Origin of the sequence: Burkholderia sp. RF2-non_BP3, assembly GCF_001522185.1 — a bacterium.
Taxonomy (GTDB): Bacteria; Pseudomonadota; Gammaproteobacteria; order Burkholderiales; family Burkholderiaceae; genus Burkholderia; species Burkholderia diffusa.
Genome location: NZ_LOSU01000036.1, coordinates 318,750 through 344,366 on the forward strand (window position 1 = coordinate 318,750; position 25,617 = coordinate 344,366).

Sequence of the window (25,617 nt, forward strand, 5' to 3'; positions counted from 1 at the left end):
TGCGAGAGTCGTAACGCGACGTAACGAAACGGCGTTAGCCATTCGACCGAATCGCGAAAATGCACGGGAACGTCTATAGTGGGTTACGGTTCGACACAATCGCGACTGCGCACTGGTGGAACGAACAGGGTAAAATCCCGCCAAACACTTGGTGGGCAACCACGCCACACACGCACAACATATTCTCTGACGCAGGCTCCTGCCGCACCTCAATGGCCAATCCCGCAGAATCCCATCCGCAAAACGACTTCATCAATTCGGCGCGCAAGGAACGTAAGCGTGTTGAAATCTATCTCGTCAACGGCATTCGTCTGACGGGGTGTATCGAGTCGTTCGACCAGTACCTGGTGATGCTGCGCACCCCCGTGGGTCTGCAAGGCATCTACAAGCGTGCGATTTCCACGATCCAGCTCGACACGGGCGGCTCGCGCCCGGGCGGCGGCGGCCCCCGCGGCCCGCGTACCGGCGGTCGGCCGGGCGGCCGCGAAGGCGGCGGCCACAGCCCGTACGGCTCGCACGGCGGCGCCCGCGAATCGCGCGGCGACGGCGGCGGCTACGGTTCGCGCGAACCGCGTGAAGGTTACGGTTCCCGTGAACCGCGCGAAGGCTATGGCTCGCGCGAACCGCGCGAGGGTTATGGCGCGCCGCGCGAACCCCGCGAAGGCTACAGCGCCCCGCGCGAAAGCTACGGCGCACCGCGCGACGCCGGCGACGCATCGGGCAACACGTCGCCGTCCGACGCACGCGGCGGCAACGGGCCGGTGATCGTCACGCGCCGCCGGCGAATCGTGCCGGACGGCCAGTAAAACGAAAGGGCAAGCCAAGTGGCTTGCCCTTTTTTCTGGTGGGTCGGCGCGGCATGTCGCCGCACCGGCCGTGCCGTGATCGCTCAGTGCGCCGTCGTCGGCAAGCCTGCGTCGGCCTCGCGCTGCAGCGAACGCACCTGCTGCTGCAATGCGCGCAGTTGCGACTGAAGCTGCGCCTGTTGCGCCTGCAACGCCGCCGTTTCGGTGCGGACGCTCTTCTGGCGATCCGCGACCGCTGCCTGCTGCTCGCGTGCGATCGAGATGTCCGCCTGCAGACGCCGCGCCCGTTCCTGCGTGACTTCGATCTGCCGGTCCATCTGCGCCTTTTGCGATTCCAGCTTCGCCGCACGCAGTTCGTTGACGGCCAGCCGTTCCGCCTGACGCGAGAAATCGCGATAGATCGTCTCGGCCCGCGTTTCGTCGTAAGTCTTGATCACCCGCCAGAACGCCTTCTGCTGGAACAGCGCGACGAAATAGGAACCGTCCTTCACGCTGAACAGCAGGCTCGCGCCGTAGCTGCCGTTATAGCTGGTGCGCATTTCCGTCAGCGAATGCGCCTGGATCTGGCGCTGCAGTTCGTCGACCGTGCTCTGCCCGGTCGTCTCGCCCGCCTGCGGCTGTACCGACGTCTGAACCTGCTGATCGATCACCGGAATTGCCGCCACCGGCGCCGACGCCTGCTGCACCGCCGGCGATGCATTGCCGGCCAACCCCTGCGCGAACGCGCCCTGCATGCCTCCCATCATGGCGAGCAACACACACGCCCGCCCCAACCCCGTCATATGGCTCATGAATTTCGATTCCCCGCCCGTGTCGTTGTAATTCAGCGCGATTTTATCTCATTAATTATTCGCTTTCGCGAGTCTCGGGCTCTTCGTCGAATATCTGATACTTGCGCATCTTTTCCCACAGGACTTTCCGGCTGATGCCGAGCTGCTGCGCCGTATCCTGACGCCGCCAACCGTTTGCGTCGAGGGCGGCGATCACGCGGCTGCGCTCGTTCATGTCCCACTTGCTGCGGTCGACGAAGACCTCCGCCGCGCTCTCCACCGGCACCGGCTGCGCCGAATTGCGTGCATGCGCGACCAGCCGCTGCAGTCGCGCGGCATCCCAGCCGCCCGTTTGCCGCACCGTCACCCCGACGCGCTCCGCAAGGTTGCGCAGTTCGCGCACGTTGCCGGGGAAATAGCTGTCCGCTACCGCGTCCGCGAGCCAGTAAGGCAGGTCGGACAATTGCGCGAGCCGCTCGTCGCCCACCACCTCCGCGACGAACGACTTGAACAGCGCGATCTTGTCGACCGCGCCCCGCTCTTCCAGCGACGGAATGCTGAGCTCGATCACCGCGAGCCGATAGTAAAGATCCGCGCGGAACAGGCCATCCTTCACAAGCTGCGGCAGCTTCTTGTTGCTGGCCGCGACGAGACGGAAATCGACCTTGATCGGCGTCGTCGCGCCGACCCGCAGCACGGCGCCGTCCTCCAGCACGCGCAGCAGCTTGACCTGCTGATACAAAGGCAGGTCGCCGACTTCGTCGAGGAACAACGTGCCGCCCGCCGCCTGCTCGAAATAGCCTTTATGCGCAACAACCGCGCCGGTGAACGAGCCTTTCGCGTGACCGAAGAACAGCGATTCGAACAAGCCATCCGGAATCGCGCCGCAGTTGACCGGCACGAATTCGCCGGTCCGGTAGCGCGAATGCTTTTCGTGGAGCAATTGCGCGATACGTTCCTTGCCGACGCCGGTTTCGCCGTGCAGCAACACGTTGGTGTCGCAGTCGGCGAACGTATCGACCTCGTGCAGCAGCGCCTGCATCGACTCCGAGTGCGCGACGAGTTCGGACGGCTGCAGCGTATCGGCCGCGTGCGCGCGCAGCTGCGTGACGAGCTTGCCGATCATCCCGCGCAGTTCGGCGCAGGTGAAGTCGAGCGGCAGGATGTGCGAATAGTCGGGCGGATACTGCGACGCGTCGTGGTCGCGCGCCGCGCCGACCCAGACGACCGGCATGCCGATGTTGGCCTGCCAGTCGCGCAGGAATGCCGCGCCGGTTTCGATCATCGTCACGCTGATGATCGCGAGCGACGGCCGCAACGCGGCGCGCTCCGGCGAGATTTCCGCATTGTCGGCGCGGATCACTTCGACGTCGAAGCTCGCCATGCAGCGGGCAACGCGGTCGACGATGTCCGCCTTGCCTTCCCAGACGTACAGGTCGAGTTCTGCGATTGCGGAGGTGGTTCTCATGATTCAGGTGCGGCTACGGTTATTGACGAGTGATGCGGCACTGCGGGTCAGGCGCGGGGCATGGGCCGAAGCGCTGCCCGCGCTCCCGACGCAAGTGGACGCCGCGGTTTTCATTGCACGAGCATCGGATTGCCGCATTTGATCGAGTCCGGTGTATTTGTGACATAGGCGTTCCCCAGACTCAAGCCGAGCAAGCCGGTGACCGAAGTCAGCAGCGAATCGATCGGTTGCAGCAGGAGCGGAACGAGTGTGCTCGCCAGTGCGGTCAGAAGCGGCCCGGTGATGAGGCTCACCACCGGATTCAATATACCGGCCAGCAATCCTGCCAGACTGCCCTGTGGGGCAGACAGTGACAGCGTCAGGCCACCGTTGGCGATACCCTGAACCGCGGGCGACAGGAACTGATCGGTTCCCACGGAAAGCATGTACGGCGATGCCGGACTCGGCGACGCGGATGATCCAGGCCCAGGATAGGTGAACACCAGCGACGTCGGATTTTGATTGGCGACCGGAACCGTCAACTGGCCGGGCTGCAAATTGACGTTGACCGAGATGTCGTTCACGTTGAGGAGCCCGAGCGTGGCGACGCTGAGCAAGGTTGTCAGCGCCGATGTCAAGCCGCCGAGGTTGAGCAGATTCAGCAGGCTCTGCAAGTTGACGGACACCAACGTGATCGGCGATGCGCCGCCGTTCGGAACATAACCGCTGGACGCATTGAGGTTGATCGGCGTATTCGCCGTCCCACCGATATAAACGGCGACCACGCCGGTCTGCACGTTCACCGTCGCGCTCTTCGTGCCGTTCGCGGAACAGGTGACGGAGGCGAGCCCGGCCTTCGCCGGCGCGACATACGCGGTAATCGGCAGTCGCACGGCGGCCAGCGGCGTCGCATTGCCTGACGGACAGGTGCCTCCCGGATAGACAAGGGATCCGTTCGAGCACGTCGACAGCAGCGATATCGACGTATTCAGGAACACGTTCCCCTGCGCTGTCGACGTATTGGTCAAGCAATTCGACGTCCCGCAATTCGACGGCCCGGGCGGTCCGCTTGCGGTGGCCGGCGGCGTTCCGGCGAGTGATACGGAACCCGACACCGTCGCGTTCAGCAGCGGCGCGAGCGCGGTCGGCGTCTGGACCGTGATGCTCGGGATGGCAACGGCATTCGTGCCGTTCGCGACCTGAAGCGCGGTCGACAACAGTCCGAGCGCGTTGACGCTGGCATCGACTGCAGAGCTGCCGTTGGCCACCGCGGCCGAAACCAGCTGGTTAAGCGCGATCTGCGGCCCGCCGCAGACACTGCCGGAACAAAGCGCGACGACGATCGCATTCAGCACGTTCAGGTTCGCGCCCACGAGGTTCTGTTGGGTCGCCGCCTGCACCACCGCGTTGGCCAACTGACCAAGGGTCACGGAGCCGTTCAGTACGGCCGTGCTCGAGCCGACCGGCAAATTGGCGAGAATGCCCGCCAGCTTCAGGTTGACCTGCGCCAGCCCCTGATAATCGACAGCATTGAGGCTCAACGTTTTGGGCGAACCGGTCAGCGTCTGGAGCAATTGATTGGCCAGCCCGCCATTCAATGCGGCGAGCGACGTGGTCAGCGTAAAGGTATCGGTCGGCGTGCTCTTCGCCATGGCCGACGCACCGATCGACTTTCCGCCGCGGAAAAAGCCTGTCACCGGTTCGGAAACGCTCACGCACACGGCGTTGGCCGACTGTCCGGTCGTTGATCCGGCCGGCCCTGCCGACAAGCCGCCGCATTGACCGTTGATCGGGTCGCCCGCGGTCGGCGTAAACAGCGCGGCACCGCCACTGGTTTGAGGCGCAGTCCACACGCCGCACGTCACGGAAATGGTGGCGTTTGCCGGTACGGAATTCGCCGAAGGGCTGGCGACCTGCTGGGCCGCCGTCTTCGCCGCCGAACAGGTCGTATCCGCGCTGGCTTTCATGACCGACGAGAGCGCGGCCAGATCGGCAGCCGCCTGCATATGGCGTCGTTCGGAATAAAAGCGGCCGATGTCGATCCCGCTGAGCACGATGACGGCAACCGACAGCCAGATCGCCGCCATGATCGCGATGGAGCCGCGCTGACGCTGCCCCGCCGGCCCGTCAGTACCGTGTCGCCGCCCCACCCGTGATTGATCCGCGCGCATCGCCATTTCGCTTACTGCGCACCCTGTCCGTTACCCGACATGCCACCTGACGAACCGAGCTGCGTGCTCATCGACTCAGGAATCTTGTTCTTGAACGAATCGAGATAGCGCTGGTAGATCAACGACGCGACGTCGCCAAGCAACGGTTGCGTCGGCGCTGCCGCCCGATTTTCGCCCTGCATCGTGAGCCAGTCCCTGGTCGAGCGCCCCACGTCGGACGCCACCGGTGCCGCATCCTGCTGTGCGTATGCGGTGACGGTTCCCAGCGCCATGCAGGCAACCGCCGCCAGCATCGCAACGCGCCCCGCATGCATGTTCCGACGATCATTGTTGTTCATGTCGTTCCCCCGCCTGTTCGTTCTGTTCATTGTGCAAACCGTTGCAGCAGCGGCACGGTCTGGTCATAGCCGAAATTGTTCGCCATCGGCGTGATCGGCGCGCTCGCGGCGTGCCGCGACACCACCGGCGGCGTCGCGACCGCACGCTGCTGTGCACGCGCCGCGGCCGTAATCTTTGCGGCATCGCCAATGATGTCCTTGCGGATATCCGCCGGTAGACGCTGCTGATTCATCAGTCGCTGCGCATCCTGCGTGCGCCCGGACGCGAGCAGATACAGTGCGAGGTTGCTGACGATCTTCGGATTGCGTTGATCCAGCTCCGCTGCCTTCATCAACGGCACCCGCGCGCCGACCACATCGCCGTTACGCAATTTCGCATAAGCGAGATCGGACAGCAGCGACGCGTCGGTCGGCGCAAGCTCCGACGCCTGCGTCAGTGCCTGTACAGCCAGACCGAAATCGCCGGCCGCACCGGCAATCAACCCCAGCCCGCGGTAACCACGCGACGCGAGCGGCGTCTTCAGCAACTGCGTATACGCAGCCGCGCCGGCAGCCGGCTGGTCGGTCATCCGCAGCGCGTCCGCGCGCAGCAGAATCGTGTCCGGCGACACGCCGTAGGCCTTGTCGTAAGCGTCGATGTGCGCGAGCGACGCGTAATAGAGGCCCTGCGCCTGCATCCGCTGGATCAGACCGAGATACATCGCAGGCGTATCCGGCACCGCCTGCTTCTGGTCGGCCGCCTGAATCAGCGCCGCGCGTTCTGCCTGCGCGTTCACGCCGTACCCGCCCTCCTTGGTCGCACATGCGCCGAGCAGCACCACCACCGCCACCACGCCAGCGTGCCTCGCCATTCCGCCGATCCGCTTCATCGTCTTTCCTTCCGTCCGTCAATGATGATGCGCCGTCAACGCACGCATCACGGCCAACAACCCCGGTCCGGCCGTCACGATCAGCAGTGCGGGCAGCAATGTCACCACCATCACACCGGTCATCTTTACGGTCAGCCGACCGATCCGGTCGCGCAGCATCGCGCGGCGCGTTTCCCGAAGCCGGTCGCCGAACTGCTTGAGCGGCTCCTGAACCGCGCCGCCGTGCTTGTCGACCTGCACCATCAGCCGCGCGATCGCGCGCAAGTCCTCGTTGTCGAATCCGCTCGACAACCGTTGCATCGACTGCTCGCGCGTGCGGCCCGCTGCGAATTGACGCTGCGCGATTCCGACCTCCGACGACAGCACCGGCATCATCCCGCGGAAATCGTTCGTCACGACCTGCAGGCTTTGATCCAGTGACAATCCGACGCCCTGCAACAAGCGCAGCATGTCGACGAGCAACGGCAGCTCGTCGATGACACTCTGGCGCCGCGCGGCGGCACGACGCTGCAGGTAGAGCTTCGGCAACATGAAACCGAATCCGAATGCGGCGAACATGCCGATCATCCAGAATCCTCTCGTCGTTCGTCCGCTCGCGAATATCGCGAACAGCAACGGCAATGCGATCCCGCACGCAATTCGCGCGATCAGAAACAGCCCGCGCGTACGCGCGTCGACGTATCCGCATTGCTCGAGCAGACGACGGTCCTCTTCCGCGACGATGTGCTTGCCGAACCCGGTATCGAGCCAGCGCATCCCTGTTGCCGAGAATCGCGCAAGCATGCGCTCGATGCGCTCGCGCCCGCGCGTATCCGGTTTCGCGGATGGAACCTCGTCCGCCGCGGTCCGCGCCTTGGCTGCCTCCAGCGCCGCCATGCGCTGATCGAGCGCATCGGCCAACGCACGTTCTGCACGCGACGCGGCACTCGCACGCAACAACGCGATCATTCCAAACAACAGCACGCCCAGCGCGCCAAGTGCCAGTGCGACCGATCCGATCTGAGTTGCTGTCATCGCATCACCTGAGTCGAGCCATTCGATACAGCCATACGCTGCCCGCAACCTGCGCCAGGAACGCGAACATGAGGAGCATTTGCCCGCTCGGATCGTTCCACATCCCTTCCAGGTATTTCGGGTTGGTCATCACGACAAAGCTGCCGATCCCGATCGGCAACATCACGAGCACGAATGCCGACAGCCGCGTTTCCGCCGACATCGCGGTCAGCTCGCGCTCCGCTTGCTCGAGATCGCGCATGAAGACGGCCATCCGCTCCAACATGACGTCCGCGCGACCACCGTACTTGACCGACAACCGCAGTACCGAGCCGAGCAATTCGAACTCCTCGGTCCGATAGATCTTGGCGATGTGAAGCATCGCGCGATCGATCTCGACACCCGAGCGCAGCATCCGGGACACGTGATCGAGACACCCCCGCAGCGGCTCCTCCGTCGTCAGCAGCGCTGCCTGGAATGCGGCCGGCACGCTGTTGCCGAGCGTCACCAGTCGCACGATCCCGTCGAGAAACGACGGGATCTGCCGGACGATTTTCAGTCGCCGCTTCTGGATTCGCGACGTGAGCCAGACGCCGAAGATCGCGCCGCCGCACGCAAGCGCCGCGAAACACGCAAGCACGCCGCCGCGGCTGCCCGCGATTGCCGCCACCGCGGCGAGAGCGGCCAGCGCGACGATCGCCTTGCCGCGTGCGCCTTCGATCCCCGCACGGTTCACGAGGTTGGTCAGATACTCCGTTGCGAGCGCATACCAGTGCGCCCAGAAAGCACGAGACGCGGCATTGTGCGCGCCACCGGACGACGGCACGGCCCGCGACGCGGCGGATGCCGCCGATCGTGCCGCCGGTGCCGCCACGCGCACGCCAGGTTCGAGCCGACTGTCGATGAAGCGCTTCGCATCGGTGCGCACGCGCCGGGTTTCCGCATGTCGCCACAGCATCAGAGCCGATGCCACGCACAGCATCGCGACCGCGAGCACCCAGATCATCGCGCTATACATTGAAGCCCCCGCCGCGGCCGAAACCGCCGCCACCAAAGCCGCCACCGAAACCGCCCCCGCCCATTGCGCCGTTCGTCAGCGTCTGGCGGAAGCGCGCGAGCTTCGGCGAATGCGGATGGATGCCGAGCGATTCCCAGTGATCGATTTCCTCGCCTTCCGGCGTCACGCGCGCTTCGTAGCGATACAGCTCCTGCGTCGCGATGATGTTGTCGGACAGGCCGGTCACCTCGGTGATCGACAGAATCCGGCGGCGTCCATTCGACAGCCGGCCGATCTGCACGATGAAATCGATCGCGTTCGCGATCTGGCGACGCAAGCTCGACTCGGTCCCCTGGAAGCCGGCGAACCCGGCGAGCATCTCGAGACGGTACAGGCACTCGCGCGGCGAGCTCGCGTGCACGGTGCCCATCGAGCCGTCGTGGCCCGTGTTCATCGCCTGCAGCATTTCGAGCACTTCACCGCCGCGCACTTCGCCGACGATGATCCGGTCCGGACGCATCCGCAACGTGTTGCGCAGCAGGTCGCGAATCGTCACGACACCGCTGCCGTCGAATCCGCCGGGGCGGCTTTCGAGCCGCACGACGTGCGGGTGGTTCAGCGACAGCTCCGCCGTATCCTCGATCGTCACGACGCGCTCGGCCTCCGGAATGTGGAATGCGAGCGCGTTGAGCAGCGACGTCTTGCCCGAACTCGTGCCGCCCGACACGAGCACGTTGCAGCGTGCCTCGACCGCCGCCTCGAGCAGCGCGCCGATCTCGTCGTTGTACGTGCCGTTGCCGAGCAGGTCCGAGGGCTTGAGCGGATCCTTGCGGAATTTGCGGATCGACACGATCGGGCCGTCGATCGACAGCGGCTCGATCACGACATTCACGCGGCCGCCATCGGGCAGTCGCGCGTCGACCATCGGGTTCGATTCGTCGAGACGACGCCCGATCGGCGCGAGGATCCGGCGCACGATCCGCAGCAAGTGCGCGTTATCGGTGAAACGCACCGGCAGCTTCGCGAGAATCCCGTGCCGCGACACGTACACGTCGTTGTAGCCGTTGATCAGGATGTCCTCGACCGCCGGATCCGCGAGCAGATCCTCGATCGGCCCGAAGCCGGCGAGTTCCTTCGTCAGGGCCTCGGCAATTGCCCGCACCTCGTTCTCGTTGAGCGGAATGCGGCGCAGGCGGACGAAGCTGTCGATCTCGAGATCGACGAACTGATTGATCGCCTGGCGCGACCATCGGCCGAACTCGGCGCCCAGTTCCTCGATACGCGTCAGCAGATGCTCGTGCGCCGCATTCTTGATGTCGTGGAATTGCTGCGTCTGGGAGAACGGCGCTGCGCCGTCGGCGAATTGAATGTCGTGTGCCATCGGTTATGACCGCTTGGACGAGGGTTGAATGAAGCGTTTGAGCGCCGACAGGCCGGGCGCCGCGCGCGACGCGCCCGCCACGCCCGATACGCCGGGCAGCCGCGTGGCGAGGGATTCGAGCGCGCGCACATACGGATCGCGCTCCGCCGCGTCGATAATGAGCCGCCCCTGGTTTGCCGCATGGCCGATCGCGACGCGACGTGCCGGCAAGGTGCCGACCAGCGACAACCCGAGACGCTCGGCGATCTGTCCGGGCATCAGATCCAGCGCGGAATCGTACTGGTTGACCACGAGCTTGACGCGATCGGTATCGACGCCCGCATCGCGCAGCCCGGTGAGCAGGTCGGCGGCCGAAACGATCGACGCGACGCCCTGGTCGCAGACAAGCCACGCCTCGTCGGCCGATGCCGCGATCTGCGTGACGAACTCCCGATTCGAGAACCCGCCGAGATCGACGACCTGCTGGTCGAAGAATGCACGGAAACGGTTCAGCAATCCGATGCACGACGCATAGGACACGTCGCGCAATCCGCCGAGATCCGGCGGCAGCGTCGTCAGTGCGACGCCGCTCTGGTGTCGCGTGAGCGCGGTGTTCACGAACGTGCGATCGATGCGGCGCAGATTCTGCACGGCGTCGATAAAGTGGAATTCGCAGCGCGTGTTCAGGAACAGCGCGCCGTCGCCGGCAGGCAATCCCAGGTCGATCAGCGCGGTCTGGCGACCGGCCGGCACGCCGCCGTCCGGGCCGCCCGTCGCGCCCGGGCCGAGCGCCCGCTTCTGCAGCCAGACCGCGAGATTCGCGGCAAGCGTGCTGACGCCCATGCCCGCGCGCGCGCCGAGCAACGCGACGACCTTGCCGTGGCGGCTCGTCGGCTCGCCGACGTGGGACAGCAAGCCACGCGTCGTTCGCAGCGCGTCCTCGGCCGATGCCGACACGTCGATGAAGTCGCGCACGCCCGCGCGCAGTGCGGCGAGCGTGCTCTCCGGCTGGGTGAGCGAGCCGAGCGCGACGATCGGCAATCCCGGATGCGCCGCACGTACCGTGGCCGCGGCGACGCTCGCCGCTTCGCTGCGTTCGGAGAAGTCGATGAACACGAGGGCCGGATTGAGCCCGGTGATGCGCTGTGCCAACACACCCGGTTCCAGCGACGCGGCCTCGACCGCACCGGCCGAAACCAGCGTATCGGCCAACCAGCGCACATGCGCTTCCTTTGTCGACGCACAAACGAAGTAGTCGGTCACGGCGGGTTCACACAATGATTGGGTTCGTGCATTCATGTCGAACACCCCCGATTACGCATGGCGTAGCGATGTGCCGCGACGCGCAATGCTTCAGATTCATTTCGAAAACCCCGGTGCCGCATCCGGCGACGCCGCACCGCCCAGATAGGATCGCCACACCGGCCCGTCACGCTGCTCCGACAACTCGCCGGGCGTCGCAGGCAGTACCGCCCCCTTCGCAATCGGTGCGACGAGATGCGGTGTCACGATGATCAGCAATTCCTTGTCGTTCTGCTGGTAGTTCAGGTTCTTGAAGAACGTGCCGATGATCGGCAGGTCGCCGAGCAGCGGCACCTTGCTCACGTTCGACAATGTCTGGCGATCGATCAGGCCGCCGATCACGAAGCTCTCGCCGTCACCGAGTTCGACCGTCGTATCGGCACGACGCGTCGTGATCCCCGGCACGGCGACGCCGCTGATCGTCACGCTGTTCACGAAATCGAGCTGGCTCGATTCCGGTGCGACCTTCAGCGCGATCCGGCTCGGGCTCAACACCGTCGGGGTCAGCGACAGCCCGACGCCGTATTGCTTCCACTGGATCGCGGTCGAGCCGAGTCCCTGCGGCGCCGGCACCGGAATCTCGCCGCCCGCGAGGAAGCTGGCGCTCTGACCGGACAGCGCGACGAGCGTCGGCTCCGCGAGCACGCGCGCCATGTTGTTCGCTTCGAGCAGCGACAGGTCGGCGAAGATGCCTCGTCCTGCTGCGTTCACAACCAGATTGAACGCTGACGCGACCGGCGCGCCAAGCGTCGGAATGTATGAGCCCGTGCCCGGGCCCGCTGCGCCGTTATACGATTGCACGCCGCCCGGTGCGAACGAACCGAACGAAAAGCCGTTGCTCTGCTTGAAGAAATTGAAGCCGATCTGCTTGAGCACCGAACGGCTGAATTCCACCACCCGCACATCGACCTGCACGACGTTCTTGCCGGCCAGCGTCGAGCGATCGATCACCGTGCCTTTGGGGCTCATGTTTTTGGCGACCGCCGCGGCCCGTTCGTGAGCATCGAGCGATGCCGACGTTCCCCGCAGCACCGACGTCCCGCCGTACGCCTTCACCTGCGGCGTAGAACCGTCGAGTACCGCTTGCGCCGCCGCGTCGACGACTTCCACGCTCCACACCGTCGGCTCGTCGCGACCGCGCTCCCACAACATCACGTTCGTCGCACCCGGCGCTTTCGCGGTCAGCAACACCGAACCGGAACGACTGCCCTTCATGATCAGCACATCGGCGATTGCCGGATCGCCCACGGCGACCCGCTGCAGCGCGTGGCTGGCGGAAATCTGCCGCTGCGCGCCGACGGCGAGCTCGATCGTGCCGCTCGCGCTTGCAATGGAGGCGAATGTCAGGGTCCAGAGCGCAATCGCGAATGCAATCAGTGTGTTTTTCATTGTTTGTTGGACCGTCGCACGGCCTTTACTTGTCGTCGCCGATATCGATTGCCATCGATGTTGTTCAATACGCGACCGTTTCCGACCGGCCGCCGCGGATCACCTCGATGCTGCCCCCGTTGCCGCTGCCGCCGGCTCGCATCGCAGGCGGCAGGCGCGACGGCAGCGGCGGCACGTTCACGTTGGCCACAGCGGTCCTCGACGTGCCGGACAGCTGTTGCAGCGATACGCCGGCCGCGGCAAGCGCCGACGGCGACAGCTTGTTGTCCGTGCGCACCGCCACCGTCTGCGTCGCAAGCTCGTCGTCGCGCGGGTTGCGCAGCGCGAGCGTCAGCCGGCCGCTCGCCTCGCCGAGTGTCAGCGCATCGACCTGCGCGGTCGGCACCGCGAGTACCGCGATGCGCGCGTTGCTCGGCTGGCCATTGCTGCCGTTCGTGTTGTTGCCGCTGTCGCGATCCGGCGTCGCGTCGCCGAACGACAGCACGCGAACCTTCGACATCAGGAGCCGCGCCTGCGTCTGCGAGACTTCACCGTCGAACATCGCGCCACCTCCTTCCCGCTTCAGGTTCAGGAACACGTCGACGAAATTACCGGGCCGAAGGCGGTTGCCGACCGCATTGGTCTCGTCGACGCGAACCGCGATTGCGCGCTCGCCCGGCTCGACGTCCTCGGCAAGGCCCGACACCAGTGCGCCCGAGACGACGGGCGCCGATGCCGGAATGTCGCGCGCCGGTACGCGACCGACCAGTGTGGCCGGATCGGAAAACGCCCCTGCCGGCGCTGGTGCGGTCGGCTGAATCTTCAACGCGTCTGCGGCGATCGGCTGACCGACCGACAGCGTGCGCGTCGCGACCACGACCGGCACCGGGGTCGCGGCCGCTGCCGGTTGCGCCGGGACAGGACTAGACGAACTGCGCCCGAGCATCCATGCATAGATTCCGAGCAGAACGGCGATCGCGATCAGCAGCCCCGCGATGATCTTCGTTACGTTATTGGCCATGTTGTCGTATGGATACCGGATAAGGTCCGTGCAAATCTTTTTGTCTGACAATTAACACGACAAAAAAACCGCCTCGTCGCGATGCGCAACTCATTGAAGCAACGACTGCGAAATCTGGACGACTGCCGTGCTTGTCAGCGGTTGGGTCAGAATGGTGCCCACGAAGGGCATGGTCGTTACCCAAGCTTGCGGCGAATAGCTCACCGTTACCGACAGGCAATACAGCGACGCGTCGTATTTGCATGCAGGCGCCTTCACCACGACATTCGGCGCGCTGATATTCAGCCAGCCGACGACGTCTTTCGCGGTGGCCTGCGCCTTCGCGGTTCGAGTCGTCAAATCCGGGGCGTAATTCAAGGCCGCGCGCGCGCCCTCACTGGCGGCGAACGTCAAACTTTGCTGAATCACGAAAACCATCCCGAAACAAATGATCCCGTAGCAGATCACGAAGAAAAGCGGAAATATGATTGCGAATTCGACTGCGGTCGCTCCGCGCTGCCGCCCGTATCCGCACCGCTTTCTCTGCCGTTTCATCGCACGCTCCCCCCCGCGACGAGGCAGACGAGCCATACAGCCGCAGGGATTGCAAGGCACGCGCCATAAGGTGTCGCGCGATATCGACCAATCGTCGATGCCGGTGCGCCACGCCGCCACAACGTACCGAGCGACGTGCGAGACAACAGCAGCACGGCAAGCGCGTGAATCCCCGCCGCAAGGCTTGCGGCGATCCAGAGCCACATCAGGCCATGAACGCCGCACCACGCGCCGAGGACGGCAAACACCTTCACGTCGGCCGCGCCCATCACCCCCAGGAAAAAGAACGGGAGAAGGCCCACCAGACCGACGAACGTGCCGAACAGCGCCTGGACGCGTCCGATGCCGAACGGATTTGCACCGTAAAAGGCGCTTGCAAATGCGGCGACCAACCCGCCGACAACGAGCAAATTCGGAATACGCCGGGAATGAATATCACTGGCCGTGACGAGCACTGCCCAGGCCAGGAACGCCCCGATAGAAAATAGATATGCCATCGCGCCAGACCGGTCGCGGATATAAGTTGAGCGGCTCGCCGCAGCAAGCCGCCCGATATCACGCCGAAAGACAATGATTGGGACTGCTTAACCCAATTTGCACGCCGCGGCCGTGCCCGAGCTACCGACCGTGCTGACGCACGTGCCGATGGTCGAGAACATCGAATTGAGATTGGTGCCGAGCGACGATACACCGGCGATGATGGCGACAGCGACCAGCCCCGCAATCAGACCATACTCGATCGCGGTAACCCCGTCTTCTTCCTTAAGGAAGCGCTTGATGAGTGCTTTCATTTTTTAATTCCTCGTGCCTGTGTGTACGTTCTTTGGCCTTTTATACGTTGTGCGTCCCCGTATATCTGGCCCTTGCCTCGCGCCGTTCGTTACACATGTGAAACGACAGCCGAGTGCGCTTTCTTTATATGTCACCCCGAGGGGTGCGTATCACAATTTGATGCAAGTTAACATTCGCGATAGTGACCCTCCTCGAACGTCGTGTACCGAACTGTACATTTCCTTACACCTGCTCCGGATTCTATATCCGTTCCTATTTAACTTCCAACCTCTTTTAAGACCGGGCCGAACAAACTTTCCGGGAGCACAACGTATTTGTACGGTGTTTCGGTACGATTTACACATAGGATTTACGATAGGTTAGATGTGCACACCTAATCCACCAGTAAAACAATCAGACCGCCCGCCAGCCCTGCCCGCCCCTCACGTTACGCCGCACGCGTAACGCCAATGTTGTGACGTTACGTTACGAAACGGCCGAAACCGTTCTCATTTGACTGCTCTTAAACAGATTCAACAATCTTTCAATTTGCCTAAATCCCTTTTCCGACAAGGAATTGCCTCGTTTAAAACCAATCATCGAACTCTCGGCCATCGAAATGGCACGACAGTTGCAGAGTAATCCGCGCATCACTCAACACAACATCAACTTCAATGCGAGGACGAAATGGACATTCAGGTTATCCCTCATGGCACGCTCCGGACGACTATGATCGCGGCCACCGTGGCAGCCATGCTTTCCCTCTCCGCGTGCGGCGGCTCCGGCTCCATCAGCAAGGGGCTCAGCGGCGGCTCCAGCTCGGGCGGTGGCGATTCGGTCTCCACGTCGGGCGGCGGTACCTCGGGCGGCACGTCCGGTTCGACGAGCGGCAGCACGTCGGGTAGCACCAGCGGCTCGACCAGCGGCAGCACGAGCTGCTCGACGAGCGGTTCGACGAGCGGCAGCACCAGCGGCACCACGAGTGGAACGAGCAGCGGCACGAGCGGCACCTCCGGTGTGTCGTCGAACGCGGTGGGAACCGTCCTCGCAAGCAGCAGCAATCTCGTCACGAATCTCGGCGGCACCGTATCCGGCCTCGGCTCCGTGATCGCCGGCCAGTCGCTGCCCGGCGTCAACCCGGGCACGACGCAGGCGGCAGGCGGCATCGTGCAGAACGTCGGCGGCGCGGTGACGGCGCTCGGCAATGGTCTCGGCAACGGCCTCGGCCAACTCGGCGCGACGAAGGACCCGATCGGCGTCACGGTCGCCAGCACCGGCGGCGTGGTGAACCAGCTCGGCGGCGCCGTCACGCAAACCGGCAACCTGGTCACGAGTCTCGGCACCGGCCCGCTGTCGCCGCTCGCGCCCGTCACCGGCGCCGTCGGCGGCCTCGTGACGCAGGTCGGCAACGCCGTATCGAACGGCGGCACCACGCTGTCCAACGTATTGTCGACCGGCCCGATCCAGCAGGTCACGCAGACGGTGAGCTCGGCGATCACGCCGATCACGACGATGGTCGGTCAGACGACGCAGACGATCGGGACGGCGACCGGCCTCGGCGCCCCGCTCAACATGCTGCTCGGCACGATCGGCAACGGCCTGAACCAGGGCGGCGCGCTGATCGCGTCGACGGGCGGCAACCCCGTCACGACCGGCCTCGGCAACACCGTCTCGTCGACCGGCAATACCGTGAAGACCGTCGGCGGCCTGTTCACGGGCGGCACCAGCGGCGCAACCAACCCGCTCGCGCCGCTCACGGGCCTCCTCACGACGGTCACCGGCACGCTCGGCGGTGCAGCGGGCGGCACCAGCGGCGGTCCGCTTGCCCCGGTTACGGGCCTCGTCTCGACCGTCACCGGCGCGCTCGGCGGCGCGACGGCTGGTACGAGCGGCGGTCCGCTCGCGCCGGTCACCGGCCTTCTCTCCACCGTCACCGGCGCACTCGGCGGTGCCGCGGGCGGCACCAGCGGCGGCCCGCTCGCGCCGGTCACCGGCCTCGTCTCCACCGTCACGGGCGCACTCGGCGGCGTGGCCGGCGGCAGCAGCGGTCCGCTCGCGCCGGTCACGGGCCTGGTCTCCACGGTCACCGGCGCGCTCGGCAGCGCAACGGGCGGCGCAGGCGCCGGCAACCCGCTCGCCCCCGTGACGGGCGCCGTGTCGTCCGTCACCAGCACGGTCGGCGTACCGGCACTGAGCGGCAGCACGGGCGGTGTCACGAACTCGGGCTCGGGCTCGAACCTGCTCGCGCCTGTCACGTCGCTGATCGGCGGCCTGCTCGGCGGCACGCACGGCAAGTAATCGAACATCCATTCATCGACAAGACAGCGAGGAGTCCATCATGTCCCAGCAACGTTCCATCACGACGGTCGTCCTGCGCCAGTGGCGCGTGCCCCTCACCGCCTTCGCCGCGGCGTGCCTGCTGGCTGCCTGCGGCGGCAACAGCGTCAGCACGCCGCCGACCAGCAGCAACGGCGGCAGCTCCAGCGGCACGAGCGGTACCAGCGGCACGAGCGGCACCAGTGGCTCGTCCACCGGCACCAAGGGCGCTGTCAGCACGGTCGGCCAGACCGCAACGGATCTCGGCAGCACGATCGGCAACGTCAGTCTGCCGGGTCTCGGCGACGGCGTGACGAAGGGCGTCGGCAGCACCGTCTCGAGTACCGGCACGATCATCAACGCGGCCGCCGATGCGTTGAGCAACGGGCTCGGACAGACCGGCTCGATCAAGGATCCCGTCGGCACGACGGTCGCCGGCCTCGGGAATGTCGTCGGCGCGACGAGCAATACCGTGTCCGGACTGAGCTCGACGGTCAAGGCGCTCGGCACGGGTCCGCTCGCACCGCTCGCCCCCGTCACGACGCCGGTCGGCACCGTGCTCGACACGGTCGCCAACGGCCTGTCGGCCGCGGGCACGACGATCGGCTCGACGCTGTCGTCGGGCGCCGTGCAGCAAGTGACGCAGCCGCTCAGCTCGGCCATCACGCCGCTGGTGATCACCGCGGGCCAGGTCACGCAGCAGGTCGGCACGACCACGGGTCTCGGACAACCGGTGTCGGGCCTGCTGGGCCAGATCGGCGGCGCAATCAGCTCGGCGGGCAAGCAGGTCGGCAGCACGTCGAATCAGCCGCTCGTCGGCGATGTCGGCCAGCTCGTCACCGCGGTCGGCAACACCGTAACCAACGCAGGCGGCCTCGTGAACCCGAACGGGCCGAACGGCGCGGCGCCGATCCCCGGCCTGATCACGAGCCTCGTCGGCGGCTCGACGGCTAACGTACAGAACGGCTCGTCGTCGGGCTCCGGCTCGACGAACCCGCTCGGCGGCCTGCTGTCCGGTCTCGGTTCGACGCCGCTCGGTTCGCTCACCGGCGCAGTCGGTGGCGCAACGGGCAGCTCGGGCAGCGGCCCGCTCGCGCCGGTCACCGGTCTCGTGTCGACGCTGACGGGCACGCTCGGCGGCGCAACGGGTGGCGCAGGCGGGGCAAACCCTCTCGCGCCCGTCACCGGTTTGCTGAATACTGTCACCGGAGCAGTCGGCGGTGCAGCGGGGTCCGGGGCTTCGTCGAATCCGCTCGCACCGGTCACGTCGCTCGTCGGCGGCGTGACGGGGACGGCATCGTCGGGCAGCTCGACGGGGCTCCTCGCGCCGGTAACGGGGTTGCTGGGCACGCTGGGTAGCGTTGGCAAGTAAGGAGGACGGTCGCGCCTTTGCAGCCGGAGCATGAGGCGCGGCCGTACAAACACAACCGGCAATGCGGCACGCGGCGCGCGACACCCTGGTGTCGCGCGCCCGCATTAGAAAGAAGACGAAAAGCAAGGCCTACGAGGAAGAACAATGAAATCCAGACTCGACAGATGGATGATGCTGCTCACCATCGCAGCGGCAGGCACGGCACATGCACAGACGCGCGCGGCAGGTAATCCGCTCGACTCGCTCCCCCAGATCAACGCACCGCAGAAAGGCCCGAGCGTCACCGTGCAGGTCGCGCCGCAGGCACCGCAACTGCAGGAGTTGCTGTCGCGGCACCTGACGCCGACGACGTTCCAGGTCGAAGGCGTGAAGTCGGTGCTTTTCGACGAAATCTCGCGTCGCTTCACGCCGCTCGTCGGCAAGGACATCACGATCGGCGAGCTGATCGAAACCGCGAACGGCGTGACCAAGCTGTATCAGGATCGCGGCTATGCGTTGTCGTTCGCGTTCATTCCCGCGCAGACGTTCGAGAACGGCGTCGTGCGCGTCACGGTCGTCGAAGGCTATGTGTCGGACGTCAAGGTCACCGGCAAGCCCGGCGCGATGGAATCGAAAATCCGCGCGATCGCCGCGCACATCACGGCCGATCGCCCGCTGCGCCGCGCGACGTTCGAACGCTACGTGAACACGTTCGGCCTCCTGCCCGGCGTGACGGTGAAGGCCAATGTGCCGCCGCCGCAGACGACCGACGGCGCCACGACGCTCGAACTGGCAGTCGACCGCAAGGCATTCAACATCAGCACCGGCATCGACTTCAATCACCCCGGCGTCCAGGGCCTCATCACCGCGACGGAGAACGGCCTCACGTCGTTCGGCGAGCAACTGAGCATTTCCGCGCTGGTGCCGCCCGGACGCGACAAGCAAACCTACGTCGCGTTCAGCGGCGCGGTGCCGGTCGGCAGCAGCGGGCTGGTCACACGCCTCGACGCCAGCACGTATCGCGGCAAGCCGACCGACAACCCGGGCCTGCCGTCGACCGTCGAGCGCACGGTCAAGAACGAGAAGCTCGGTCTTTCGGCATCCTATCCGTTGCTGCTGAACAACCAGCGCAGCCTGCTCGGCACCGTGTCGGGCTATGCGTCGCACAACGAGGACCGTTACCAGAACAAGATCAGCGGCAACAGCATCGACACGCGCTCGCAGGTCCGCGTGTTGCAAATGCAACTCGACTACACGAGCGTGTCGGCCAAGCAGGTACAGAAGCTGAGCGTCAACGTCGCGAAGGGTTTCAACATTCTCGGCGCGTCGAAATCGCAGGACATCACGATCGGCTCGAACACGACATCGGTGGACAGCCCGATCTCGCTGACGTTCGTGCGCACCGGCGCAACCTTCACGCAGACCAACGAATGGCCGTTCAAGATCGGCACGTCGGTCTCGCTGACCGGCCAGTACAGCCCCGACTCGCTGCCGACGTCGGAGCAGATCTCGTTCGGTTCGACGCGCTATGCGCTCGGCTATCAGCCCGGCGAAACGTCGGGCGACTCGGGCTGGGGGATGTCGCTGGAGGTCAACCGCGGATTCACGCCGGGCTGGACGTATATGAAATCCATCACGCCGTACATCGCGTACGACATGGCGCGCGTGTATCTGCATACCGGCACGCCGTCGCCGAGCCGCCTGTCGTCGGTCGGTATCGGCGTGCGGTTTACGGACAGCCGTTACTACAGTCTCGACCTGAATATCGCGAAGCCGGTCGGCGATGCGCCGGTTGAAAGCGCATCGCGCAGCCCGCGCGTGAATGCCGCGTTCTCGTACCAGCTCAATTGATCAGTCACCAAACAGCCCGCGTCGCGCGGGCCGTTTGGATTAGAGCCCCCTCTATCAAACGCAGCGCGCGGTTTCACGTATTCTGGCAAAGCTCGCAACATGCCACCGCCCCATGCAGACGGTCGTGCGAGCGCATCGAATACGACATGAAACAAGGAGGAAGACGATGATTCAACTGACCCGCCCGTTGCGCACGCTGGCCATTGCAAGCGCGCTGCTCGCTAGCGCCGCCCCTACGTTCGCCCAAGCCGACAGCCCCGTCGGCATGTGGCAGACGATCGACGACAACACGCATCAGCCGAAGGCGCTCGTGCAGATCGCCGATGACGGCGAAGGCTCGCTGTCTGGGAAGGTCGTCAAGGGCCTCGGCGCCAACGACACGCCCGATCGCCGCTGCACTGCATGCACGGACGAGCGCAAGGATCAGCTCATCAAGGGCATGACGATCATCAAGGCGATGAAGAAGGACGGCGACCACTGGGACGGCGGCAATATCCTCGACCCGGAAAACGGCAAGGTCTACAAGTGCAAGATGTCGCTGGAAGACGGCGGCCAGAAGCTCGTCGTGCGCGGCTATATCGGCGTGTCGCTGCTCGGTCGGTCGCAGACCTGGGTTCGCGCGCAATAACGCGACGCGCGTCGATACGCGCAACGTAATGAAAAATCGGCCTGCGACGATGTCGTCAGGCCGATTTTGTTTTGATGCGGGCGCGAATGAATTCGGCCGGCATCATGCCGCACGCTTCAGCGCATCCGCCGCATAGCCGCCCGGTGCACGATACGCCGGCGCCGCAGCACTGCGCACCTCCGCCGCCTTCGACTGCGCGTGCTTGCGCATCCGCGTGGCCAGCTCCTTGCACAGATTCACGCCGGCGTCGCCATACAGCTCGCGCATCACCTGCATCAACGTGCCGGTCTCGTGCCACACCTTGAAGCGGCGATGGCACGTCTGGTACGACGGGTAGCGACGCGGCATCGCGGACCAGGTCGCGCCGCTGTAAATCACCCAGAGTACGCCGTTCAGGACGGCGCGCGTGTTGGCCAACGGACGGCCGCGCAACTCGGTGCGCGGCTGCATTTCGGGCAGAAGCGGCACGACGCAGCGCCACTCATGGTCGGTCAGATCGCGATACGGTGTCATGGACATCTCCAGCCTTAGGAACCATGACTCAACGATATCGACAGCCCTCAACCATGAACATAAGACAAATCCGAAATTACCCCGAGATCGCGATAATTTAACCGGAATTGACGTTTGAAGTCCGTCATTTGCGGAAAACCGCGATCAGGTCAGCGAAGTATCGACGATGCGGCGCGGCGTCTCGAGGTATTCCTTCGACTGCATCTCGACGATCCGCGAAACCGTGCGCGCGAATTCGTTCGCCATCGGCCCTTCGACGTACAACTGCTCCGCCGGCACCGCTGCGGACATCAGCAGCTTGACCTTGTGGTCGTACAGCACGTCGATGAGCCAGGTGAAGCGCCGCGCCTCGGACGCCATCCGCGGCGACATCTGCGGCACTTCCGACAGCACGATCGCATGGAAGCGGCTGGCAAGCTCGAGATAATCGTTCTGCGAACGCGGGCCGCCGCACAGCGTCGCGAAATCGAACCAGACGACCCCGTCGGCCTTGCGCAGCGCCTTCAGCTCGCGCTTCTCGATATGCAGGATCGGGCTTTCGTCGGGCACCGCGGCGAGCTTCGCGAATGCATGACGCAGTTCGCGATCGGCGTCCGCGCCGAGTGGCGTGTGGTACATCTGCACCTGCGCGAGCGTGCGCTGGCGATAGTCGACGCCCGCGTCGACGTTCAGCACGTCGAGCTTCTGCTTGATCAGCGCGATCGCCGGCAGCATGCGGTCGCGATGCAGGCCGTCGGGATACAGATCGTCGGGATCGTAGTTGGACGTCATCACGAACTGCACGCCGTTGTTGAACAGGCGATCGAGCAACCGGTACAGGATCATCGCGTCCGCGATGTCCGACACATGGAATTCGTCGAAGCAGATCAGCCGGTAGCGCTTCGCGATGCGTCGCGCGAGCTCGTCGAGCGGATCGGCCTGCCCTTTCAGCTCCTCGAGTTCGCGGTGTACCTCACGCATGAATTCGTGGAAATGCAGGCGCGTCTTGCGCTGCACGGGCACCACCGCGTAGAAGCTGTCCATCAGGAAGCTCTTGCCGCGGCCGACGCCGCCCCACATGTAGACGCCGCGCGGGAGGTCCGGATGATTGATGAGCTTCTTGAACGCGTTCGAGCGACGCGCCTTGTATTCGACCCACTCGTCGAAACAGCACTGCAGGCGATCGACGGCCGCGCGCTGGGCGGGATCGGACTGATAGCCGCGCGTGGTCAGTTCGCGCGTGTAGTATTCGGTGACGTTCATCGGGCAAACCGGAAAAAACGAAGGCGAGCGGGAAACCCCGCCCGCCTTCGTCATGAGACGGCTGCGCCGGCCGATGGCCGGCAGGCGCTACACCATGCTCAGCTGTTCAGCGAGCGCTTGTCGACGGCGAGCGCCGCTTCGCGCATCACTTCCGACATCGACGGGTGCGGATGGCAGATGCGGGCGATGTCTTCCGACGCCGCCTTGAACTCCATCGCCACCACGGCTTCCGCGATCAGGTCCGACGCGTTCGCGGCGATCACGTGCACGCCGAGCAGTTCGTCGGTCTTCGCGTCCGCGATCATCTTCACGAAACCGTCCGGCGCGTTCATGCCGAGCGCGCGGCCGTTGATCGAGAACGGGAACTTGCCCGACTTGATCTCGCGGCCTTCGGCCTTCAGCTGCTGTTCCGTCTTGCCGACCCATGCGATTTCCGGGTACGTGTAGATCACCCACGGAATGCAGTTGTAGTCGATGTGCGGCTTCTGGCCGTCGATCACTTCCGCGACCAGCACGCCTTCGTCTTCCGCCTTGTGCGCGAGCATCGGGCCACGCACCACGTCGCCGATCGCATAGACGTTCGGCACCGCGGTACGGCAGTGGTCGTCCACGTCGATGAAGCCGCGCTCGTTCGCCTTCAGGCCGATCGCCTCGAGGCCGAGGTTGTCGGTGTTCGGCACGCGGCCGACCGACACGATCAGGCGGTCGGCGTCGAGCGTCTGCGCGTTGCCGTCCTTGTCGGTGTAAGCGATCGACACACCGTTCGCCGTCGTCTTCACGTCACCGATCTTCACGCCGAGATGGATGTCGAGGCCTTGCTTCTTGAACAGCTTGGCCGCTTCCTTCGCGAGCGCTTCGTCGGCTGCGCCGAGGAACGCCGGCAGCGCTTCGAGCACCGTCACTTCGGCGCCCAGGCGACGCCACACCGAGCCGAGTTCGAGGCCGATCACGCCTGCGCCGATCACGGCGAGCTTCTTCGGCACCGAGTCGAACGTCAGCGCGCCTTCGTTGTCCGACACGATCTTGTTGTCGACCGGGATGTTCGGCAGGTGACGCGCCTTCGAACCCGTCGCGATGATCACGTTCTTCGCGGTGACGACTTCGGCCTCGCCCTCGCCGCTCACTTCGATCTGCACGCCGGCGTCGGTCTTGCCGGTGAACTTGCCATGGCCCTTCAGCCAGGTGATCTTGTTCTTCTTGAACAGGAACTCGATCCCGCTCGTCATCTTCTCGACGATCGCATCCTTGCGGCCGAGCATCTTCGCGACGTCGATCTTCACGCCGTCGACCGTGATGCCGTGGTCGGCCAGGTGATGCGACGTGTTCTCGAACTCTTCCGACGAGGCGAGCAGCGCCTTCGACGGGATGCAGCCGACGTTCAGGCAGGTACCGCCGAGCTTCAGCGCGCCGGCCGGGTTCTTCCACTTCTCGATACAGGCAACGGTCTTGCCGAGCTGCGCGGCGCGAATCGCAGCGATGTAACCGCCGGGGCCGGCGCCGATCACGACGACGTCAAATTCCTTGGACATGACAATCCTTTCTACTTGTACGCCCGCACGGTCGCGCGTGTACGCGAGCGTGCGGAGCGGGTCAATGCAGTGAGACTCGGCTTACAGGTCGAGCAGCAGGCGTGCCGGATCTTCCAGCGCGTCCTTCATCGCGACGAGCGACAGGACGGCTTCGCGGCCGTCGATGATCCGGTGGTCGTACGACAGTGCCAGGTAGTTGATCGGACGGATCACGATCTGGCCGTTTTCGACGACCGGGCGCTCCTTCGTCGCGTGCACGCCGAGGATGGCCGACTGCGGCGGGTTGATGATCGGCGTCGACAGCATCGAGCCGAACACGCCGCCGTTCGAGATCGAGAACGTACCGCCCGTCATTTCCTCGATCGACAGCTTGCCGTCCTTCGCCTTCTGGCCGAATTCGGCGATCTTCTTCTCGATGTCCGCGAGGCTCAGTTGATCGGCATTGCGCAGGATCGGCACCACGAGGCCGCGCGGCGAGCCGACGGCGATACCGATGTCGAAGTAGCCGTGATAGACGATGTCGTTACCGTCGATCGACGCGTTCACGAGCGGGAACTTCTTCAGCGCATGCACGGCCGCCTTCACGAAGAACGACATGAAGCCGAGCTTCACGCCATGTTCCTTCTCGAACTTGTCCTTGTACTTGTTGCGCAGCTCCATGACCGGAGCCATGTTGACTTCGTTGAACGTCGTCAGGATCGCGTTGGTCTGCTGCGACTCGAGCAGACGCTCGGCGATACGCGCACGCAGACGCGACATCGGCACGCGCTGTTCCGGACGATCGTTGAGCCACGTCGTGGCCGACGCCGGCACCTTCACTTCCGGCAGCGACGGCTTTGCAGCGGCGGTCTTCGCCGGTGCGGCGGCCGGAGCAGCCTTCGGTGCGCTGCCTGCGGCCAGCGCGTCGCCCTTCGTGACGCGGCCGTCGCGACCCGAACCTGCGACGTCGCCTGCCGACAGGCCCTTCTCGGCCAGCAGCTTCGCTGCGGCCGGCGATGCGGCTGCCGAGCTCGATGCAACCGCGGCGGCCGGCTGTGCTGCCGGTGCGGCTGCTGCGGCCGGCTTCACTTCGGCGGCGCCCGCCGCTGCTTCGGCAGCACCTGCCTTTGCTTCGGTGTCGATCGTCGCGATGATCTGGTCGGCGACGACCGTGTCACCGTCGTTCTGCAGTACTTGCGCGAGCACGCCCGCGGCCGGTGCCGGCACCTCGAGCACGACCTTGTCGGTCTCGAGTTCGATCAGGATTTCGTCCTGCGCGACTGCTTCGCCCGGCTTCTTCTTCCACTGCAGCATGGTGGCTTCCGAAACCGACTCCGAAAGCTGGGGGACTTTGACTTCTACGATAGCCATGTGATTTTCCTGGATGCTTAATCTGGGTAATGACGAGGTTCGTGCGATTCCTTCGGCCGATGCGGCGCGCGACGCGCCCGGCGGGCCAAA

23 protein-coding genes are annotated in these 25,617 nt (G+C 65.0%); 5 read left to right on the forward strand and 18 right to left on the reverse strand.

Features of this window, described 5'->3' with window-relative positions; translation table 11 throughout:
• Positions 1 to 212 precede the first annotated feature (212 nt).
• A complete protein-coding gene (hfq, locus tag WS45_RS20745) occupies positions 213 to 806 on the forward strand; it encodes an RNA chaperone Hfq (protein ID WP_059701435.1) in 594 nt (197 codons plus the stop codon).
• Between the two features lie 83 nt (positions 807 to 889).
• On the opposite strand, the gene WS45_RS20750 is transcribed toward hfq, so the two are convergent.
• The 14 genes from WS45_RS20750 to WS45_RS20815 form a co-directional block, all read right to left on the reverse strand.
• On the reverse strand, positions 890 to 1,597 hold the full coding sequence (locus WS45_RS20750) for a DUF2968 domain-containing protein (RefSeq protein WP_059701437.1): 708 nt from the start codon (positions 1,595 to 1,597) through the stop codon (positions 890 to 892).
• 55 nt (positions 1,598 to 1,652) lie between these two features.
• Positions 1,653 to 3,044 carry a sigma 54-interacting transcriptional regulator gene (locus WS45_RS20755; protein WP_059532978.1) on the reverse strand — a complete coding sequence of 464 codons (1,392 nt, stop codon included), beginning with the start codon at positions 3,042 to 3,044 and terminating at the stop codon, positions 1,653 to 1,655.
• A 110-nt stretch (positions 3,045 to 3,154) separates the two neighbouring features.
• Positions 3,155 to 5,194, reverse strand: a complete 2,040-nt coding sequence (locus tag WS45_RS20760) for a pilus assembly protein TadG-related protein (protein ID WP_257140570.1) — start codon at positions 5,192 to 5,194, stop codon at positions 3,155 to 3,157.
• An 11-nt stretch (positions 5,195 to 5,205) separates the two neighbouring features.
• Entirely contained in the window at positions 5,206 to 5,532 is a 327-nt protein-coding gene (locus tag WS45_RS20765) for a DUF3613 domain-containing protein (protein ID WP_059691800.1), read from the reverse strand.
• 26 nt (positions 5,533 to 5,558) lie between these two features.
• Complete coding sequence (locus WS45_RS20770; RefSeq protein WP_059701440.1) at positions 5,559 to 6,401, reverse strand: pilus assembly protein; 843 nt, start codon at positions 6,399 to 6,401, stop codon at positions 5,559 to 5,561.
• 18 nt (positions 6,402 to 6,419) lie between these two features.
• Positions 6,420 to 7,415: a type II secretion system F family protein gene (locus tag WS45_RS20775; RefSeq protein WP_059532990.1), complete on the reverse strand. Its 996-nt coding sequence runs from the start codon at positions 7,413 to 7,415 to the stop codon at positions 6,420 to 6,422.
• Positions 7,416 to 7,419: 4 nt separating this feature from the next.
• Positions 7,420 to 8,412, reverse strand: coding sequence for a type II secretion system F family protein (locus tag WS45_RS20780; protein WP_059691802.1), 993 nt, complete (start codon positions 8,410 to 8,412; stop codon positions 7,420 to 7,422).
• On the reverse strand, positions 8,405 to 9,772 hold the full coding sequence (locus WS45_RS20785) for a CpaF family protein (RefSeq protein ID WP_059701442.1): 1,368 nt from the start codon (positions 9,770 to 9,772) through the stop codon (positions 8,405 to 8,407). The genes WS45_RS20780 and WS45_RS20785 overlap by 8 nt, the downstream gene beginning before the upstream one ends.
• Positions 9,773 to 9,775: 3 nt before the next feature.
• Positions 9,776 to 11,050 carry a fimbrial protein gene (locus WS45_RS20790; RefSeq protein WP_059533120.1) on the reverse strand — a complete coding sequence of 425 codons (1,275 nt, stop codon included), beginning with the start codon at positions 11,048 to 11,050 and terminating at the stop codon, positions 9,776 to 9,778.
• Between the two features lie 60 nt (positions 11,051 to 11,110).
• The gene (locus tag WS45_RS20795; protein WP_059701445.1) at positions 11,111 to 12,442 is read right to left on the reverse strand and encodes a type II and III secretion system protein family protein; all 1,332 of its coding nucleotides are present in this window, start codon (positions 12,440 to 12,442) and stop codon (positions 11,111 to 11,113) included.
• 64 nt (positions 12,443 to 12,506) lie between these two features.
• Positions 12,507 to 13,442, reverse strand: coding sequence for a Flp pilus assembly protein CpaB (gene cpaB / locus WS45_RS20800; RefSeq protein WP_059701447.1), 936 nt, complete (start codon positions 13,440 to 13,442; stop codon positions 12,507 to 12,509).
• A 90-nt stretch (positions 13,443 to 13,532) separates the two neighbouring features.
• Entirely contained in the window at positions 13,533 to 13,976 is a 444-nt protein-coding gene (locus WS45_RS20805; RefSeq protein ID WP_059533005.1) for a TadE/TadG family type IV pilus assembly protein, read from the reverse strand.
• Positions 13,973 to 14,473: an A24 family peptidase gene (locus tag WS45_RS20810; RefSeq protein ID WP_059701449.1), complete on the reverse strand. Its 501-nt coding sequence runs from the start codon at positions 14,471 to 14,473 to the stop codon at positions 13,973 to 13,975. Before WS45_RS20810 ends, WS45_RS20805 begins: the two co-directional genes overlap by 4 nt.
• Positions 14,474 to 14,560: 87 nt before the next feature.
• Complete coding sequence (locus tag WS45_RS20815; RefSeq protein WP_059533012.1) at positions 14,561 to 14,767, reverse strand: Flp family type IVb pilin; 207 nt, start codon at positions 14,765 to 14,767, stop codon at positions 14,561 to 14,563.
• A gap of 667 nt (positions 14,768 to 15,434) precedes the next feature.
• Between WS45_RS20815 and WS45_RS20820 the strand changes: the two genes are divergently transcribed.
• From WS45_RS20820 to WS45_RS20835, 4 genes are all read left to right on the forward strand, one after another.
• Positions 15,435 to 17,045 carry a collagen-like triple helix repeat-containing protein gene (locus WS45_RS20820; RefSeq protein WP_059701451.1) on the forward strand — a complete coding sequence of 537 codons (1,611 nt, stop codon included), beginning with the start codon at positions 15,435 to 15,437 and terminating at the stop codon, positions 17,043 to 17,045.
• A 40-nt stretch (positions 17,046 to 17,085) separates the two neighbouring features.
• The gene (locus WS45_RS20825) at positions 17,086 to 18,435 is read left to right on the forward strand and encodes a collagen-like triple helix repeat-containing protein (protein ID WP_059533016.1); all 1,350 of its coding nucleotides are present in this window, start codon (positions 17,086 to 17,088) and stop codon (positions 18,433 to 18,435) included.
• A gap of 144 nt (positions 18,436 to 18,579) precedes the next feature.
• Positions 18,580 to 20,265, forward strand: coding sequence for a ShlB/FhaC/HecB family hemolysin secretion/activation protein (locus WS45_RS20830; RefSeq protein ID WP_059701453.1), 1,686 nt, complete (start codon positions 18,580 to 18,582; stop codon positions 20,263 to 20,265).
• A 166-nt stretch (positions 20,266 to 20,431) separates the two neighbouring features.
• Positions 20,432 to 20,893 carry a DUF2147 domain-containing protein gene (locus WS45_RS20835; protein ID WP_059701455.1) on the forward strand — a complete coding sequence of 154 codons (462 nt, stop codon included), beginning with the start codon at positions 20,432 to 20,434 and terminating at the stop codon, positions 20,891 to 20,893.
• Between the two features lie 102 nt (positions 20,894 to 20,995).
• On the opposite strand, the gene WS45_RS20840 is transcribed toward WS45_RS20835, so the two are convergent.
• The 4 genes from WS45_RS20840 to odhB all read right to left on the reverse strand — a co-directional run bounded on the left by WS45_RS20840 (position 20,996) and on the right by odhB (position 25,527).
• Complete coding sequence (locus WS45_RS20840) at positions 20,996 to 21,406, reverse strand: transposase (RefSeq protein ID WP_059691808.1); 411 nt, start codon at positions 21,404 to 21,406, stop codon at positions 20,996 to 20,998.
• A 144-nt stretch (positions 21,407 to 21,550) separates the two neighbouring features.
• Entirely contained in the window at positions 21,551 to 22,648 is a 1,098-nt protein-coding gene (gene zapE / locus WS45_RS20845; RefSeq protein WP_059533030.1) for a cell division protein ZapE, read from the reverse strand.
• 98 nt (positions 22,649 to 22,746) lie between these two features.
• Complete coding sequence (gene lpdA / locus WS45_RS20850; protein WP_057924323.1) at positions 22,747 to 24,177, reverse strand: dihydrolipoyl dehydrogenase; 1,431 nt, start codon at positions 24,175 to 24,177, stop codon at positions 22,747 to 22,749.
• Between the two features lie 81 nt (positions 24,178 to 24,258).
• Entirely contained in the window at positions 24,259 to 25,527 is a 1,269-nt protein-coding gene (odhB, locus tag WS45_RS20855) for a 2-oxoglutarate dehydrogenase complex dihydrolipoyllysine-residue succinyltransferase (protein ID WP_059701457.1), read from the reverse strand.
• Between the last annotated feature and the right edge of the window lie 90 nt (positions 25,528 to 25,617).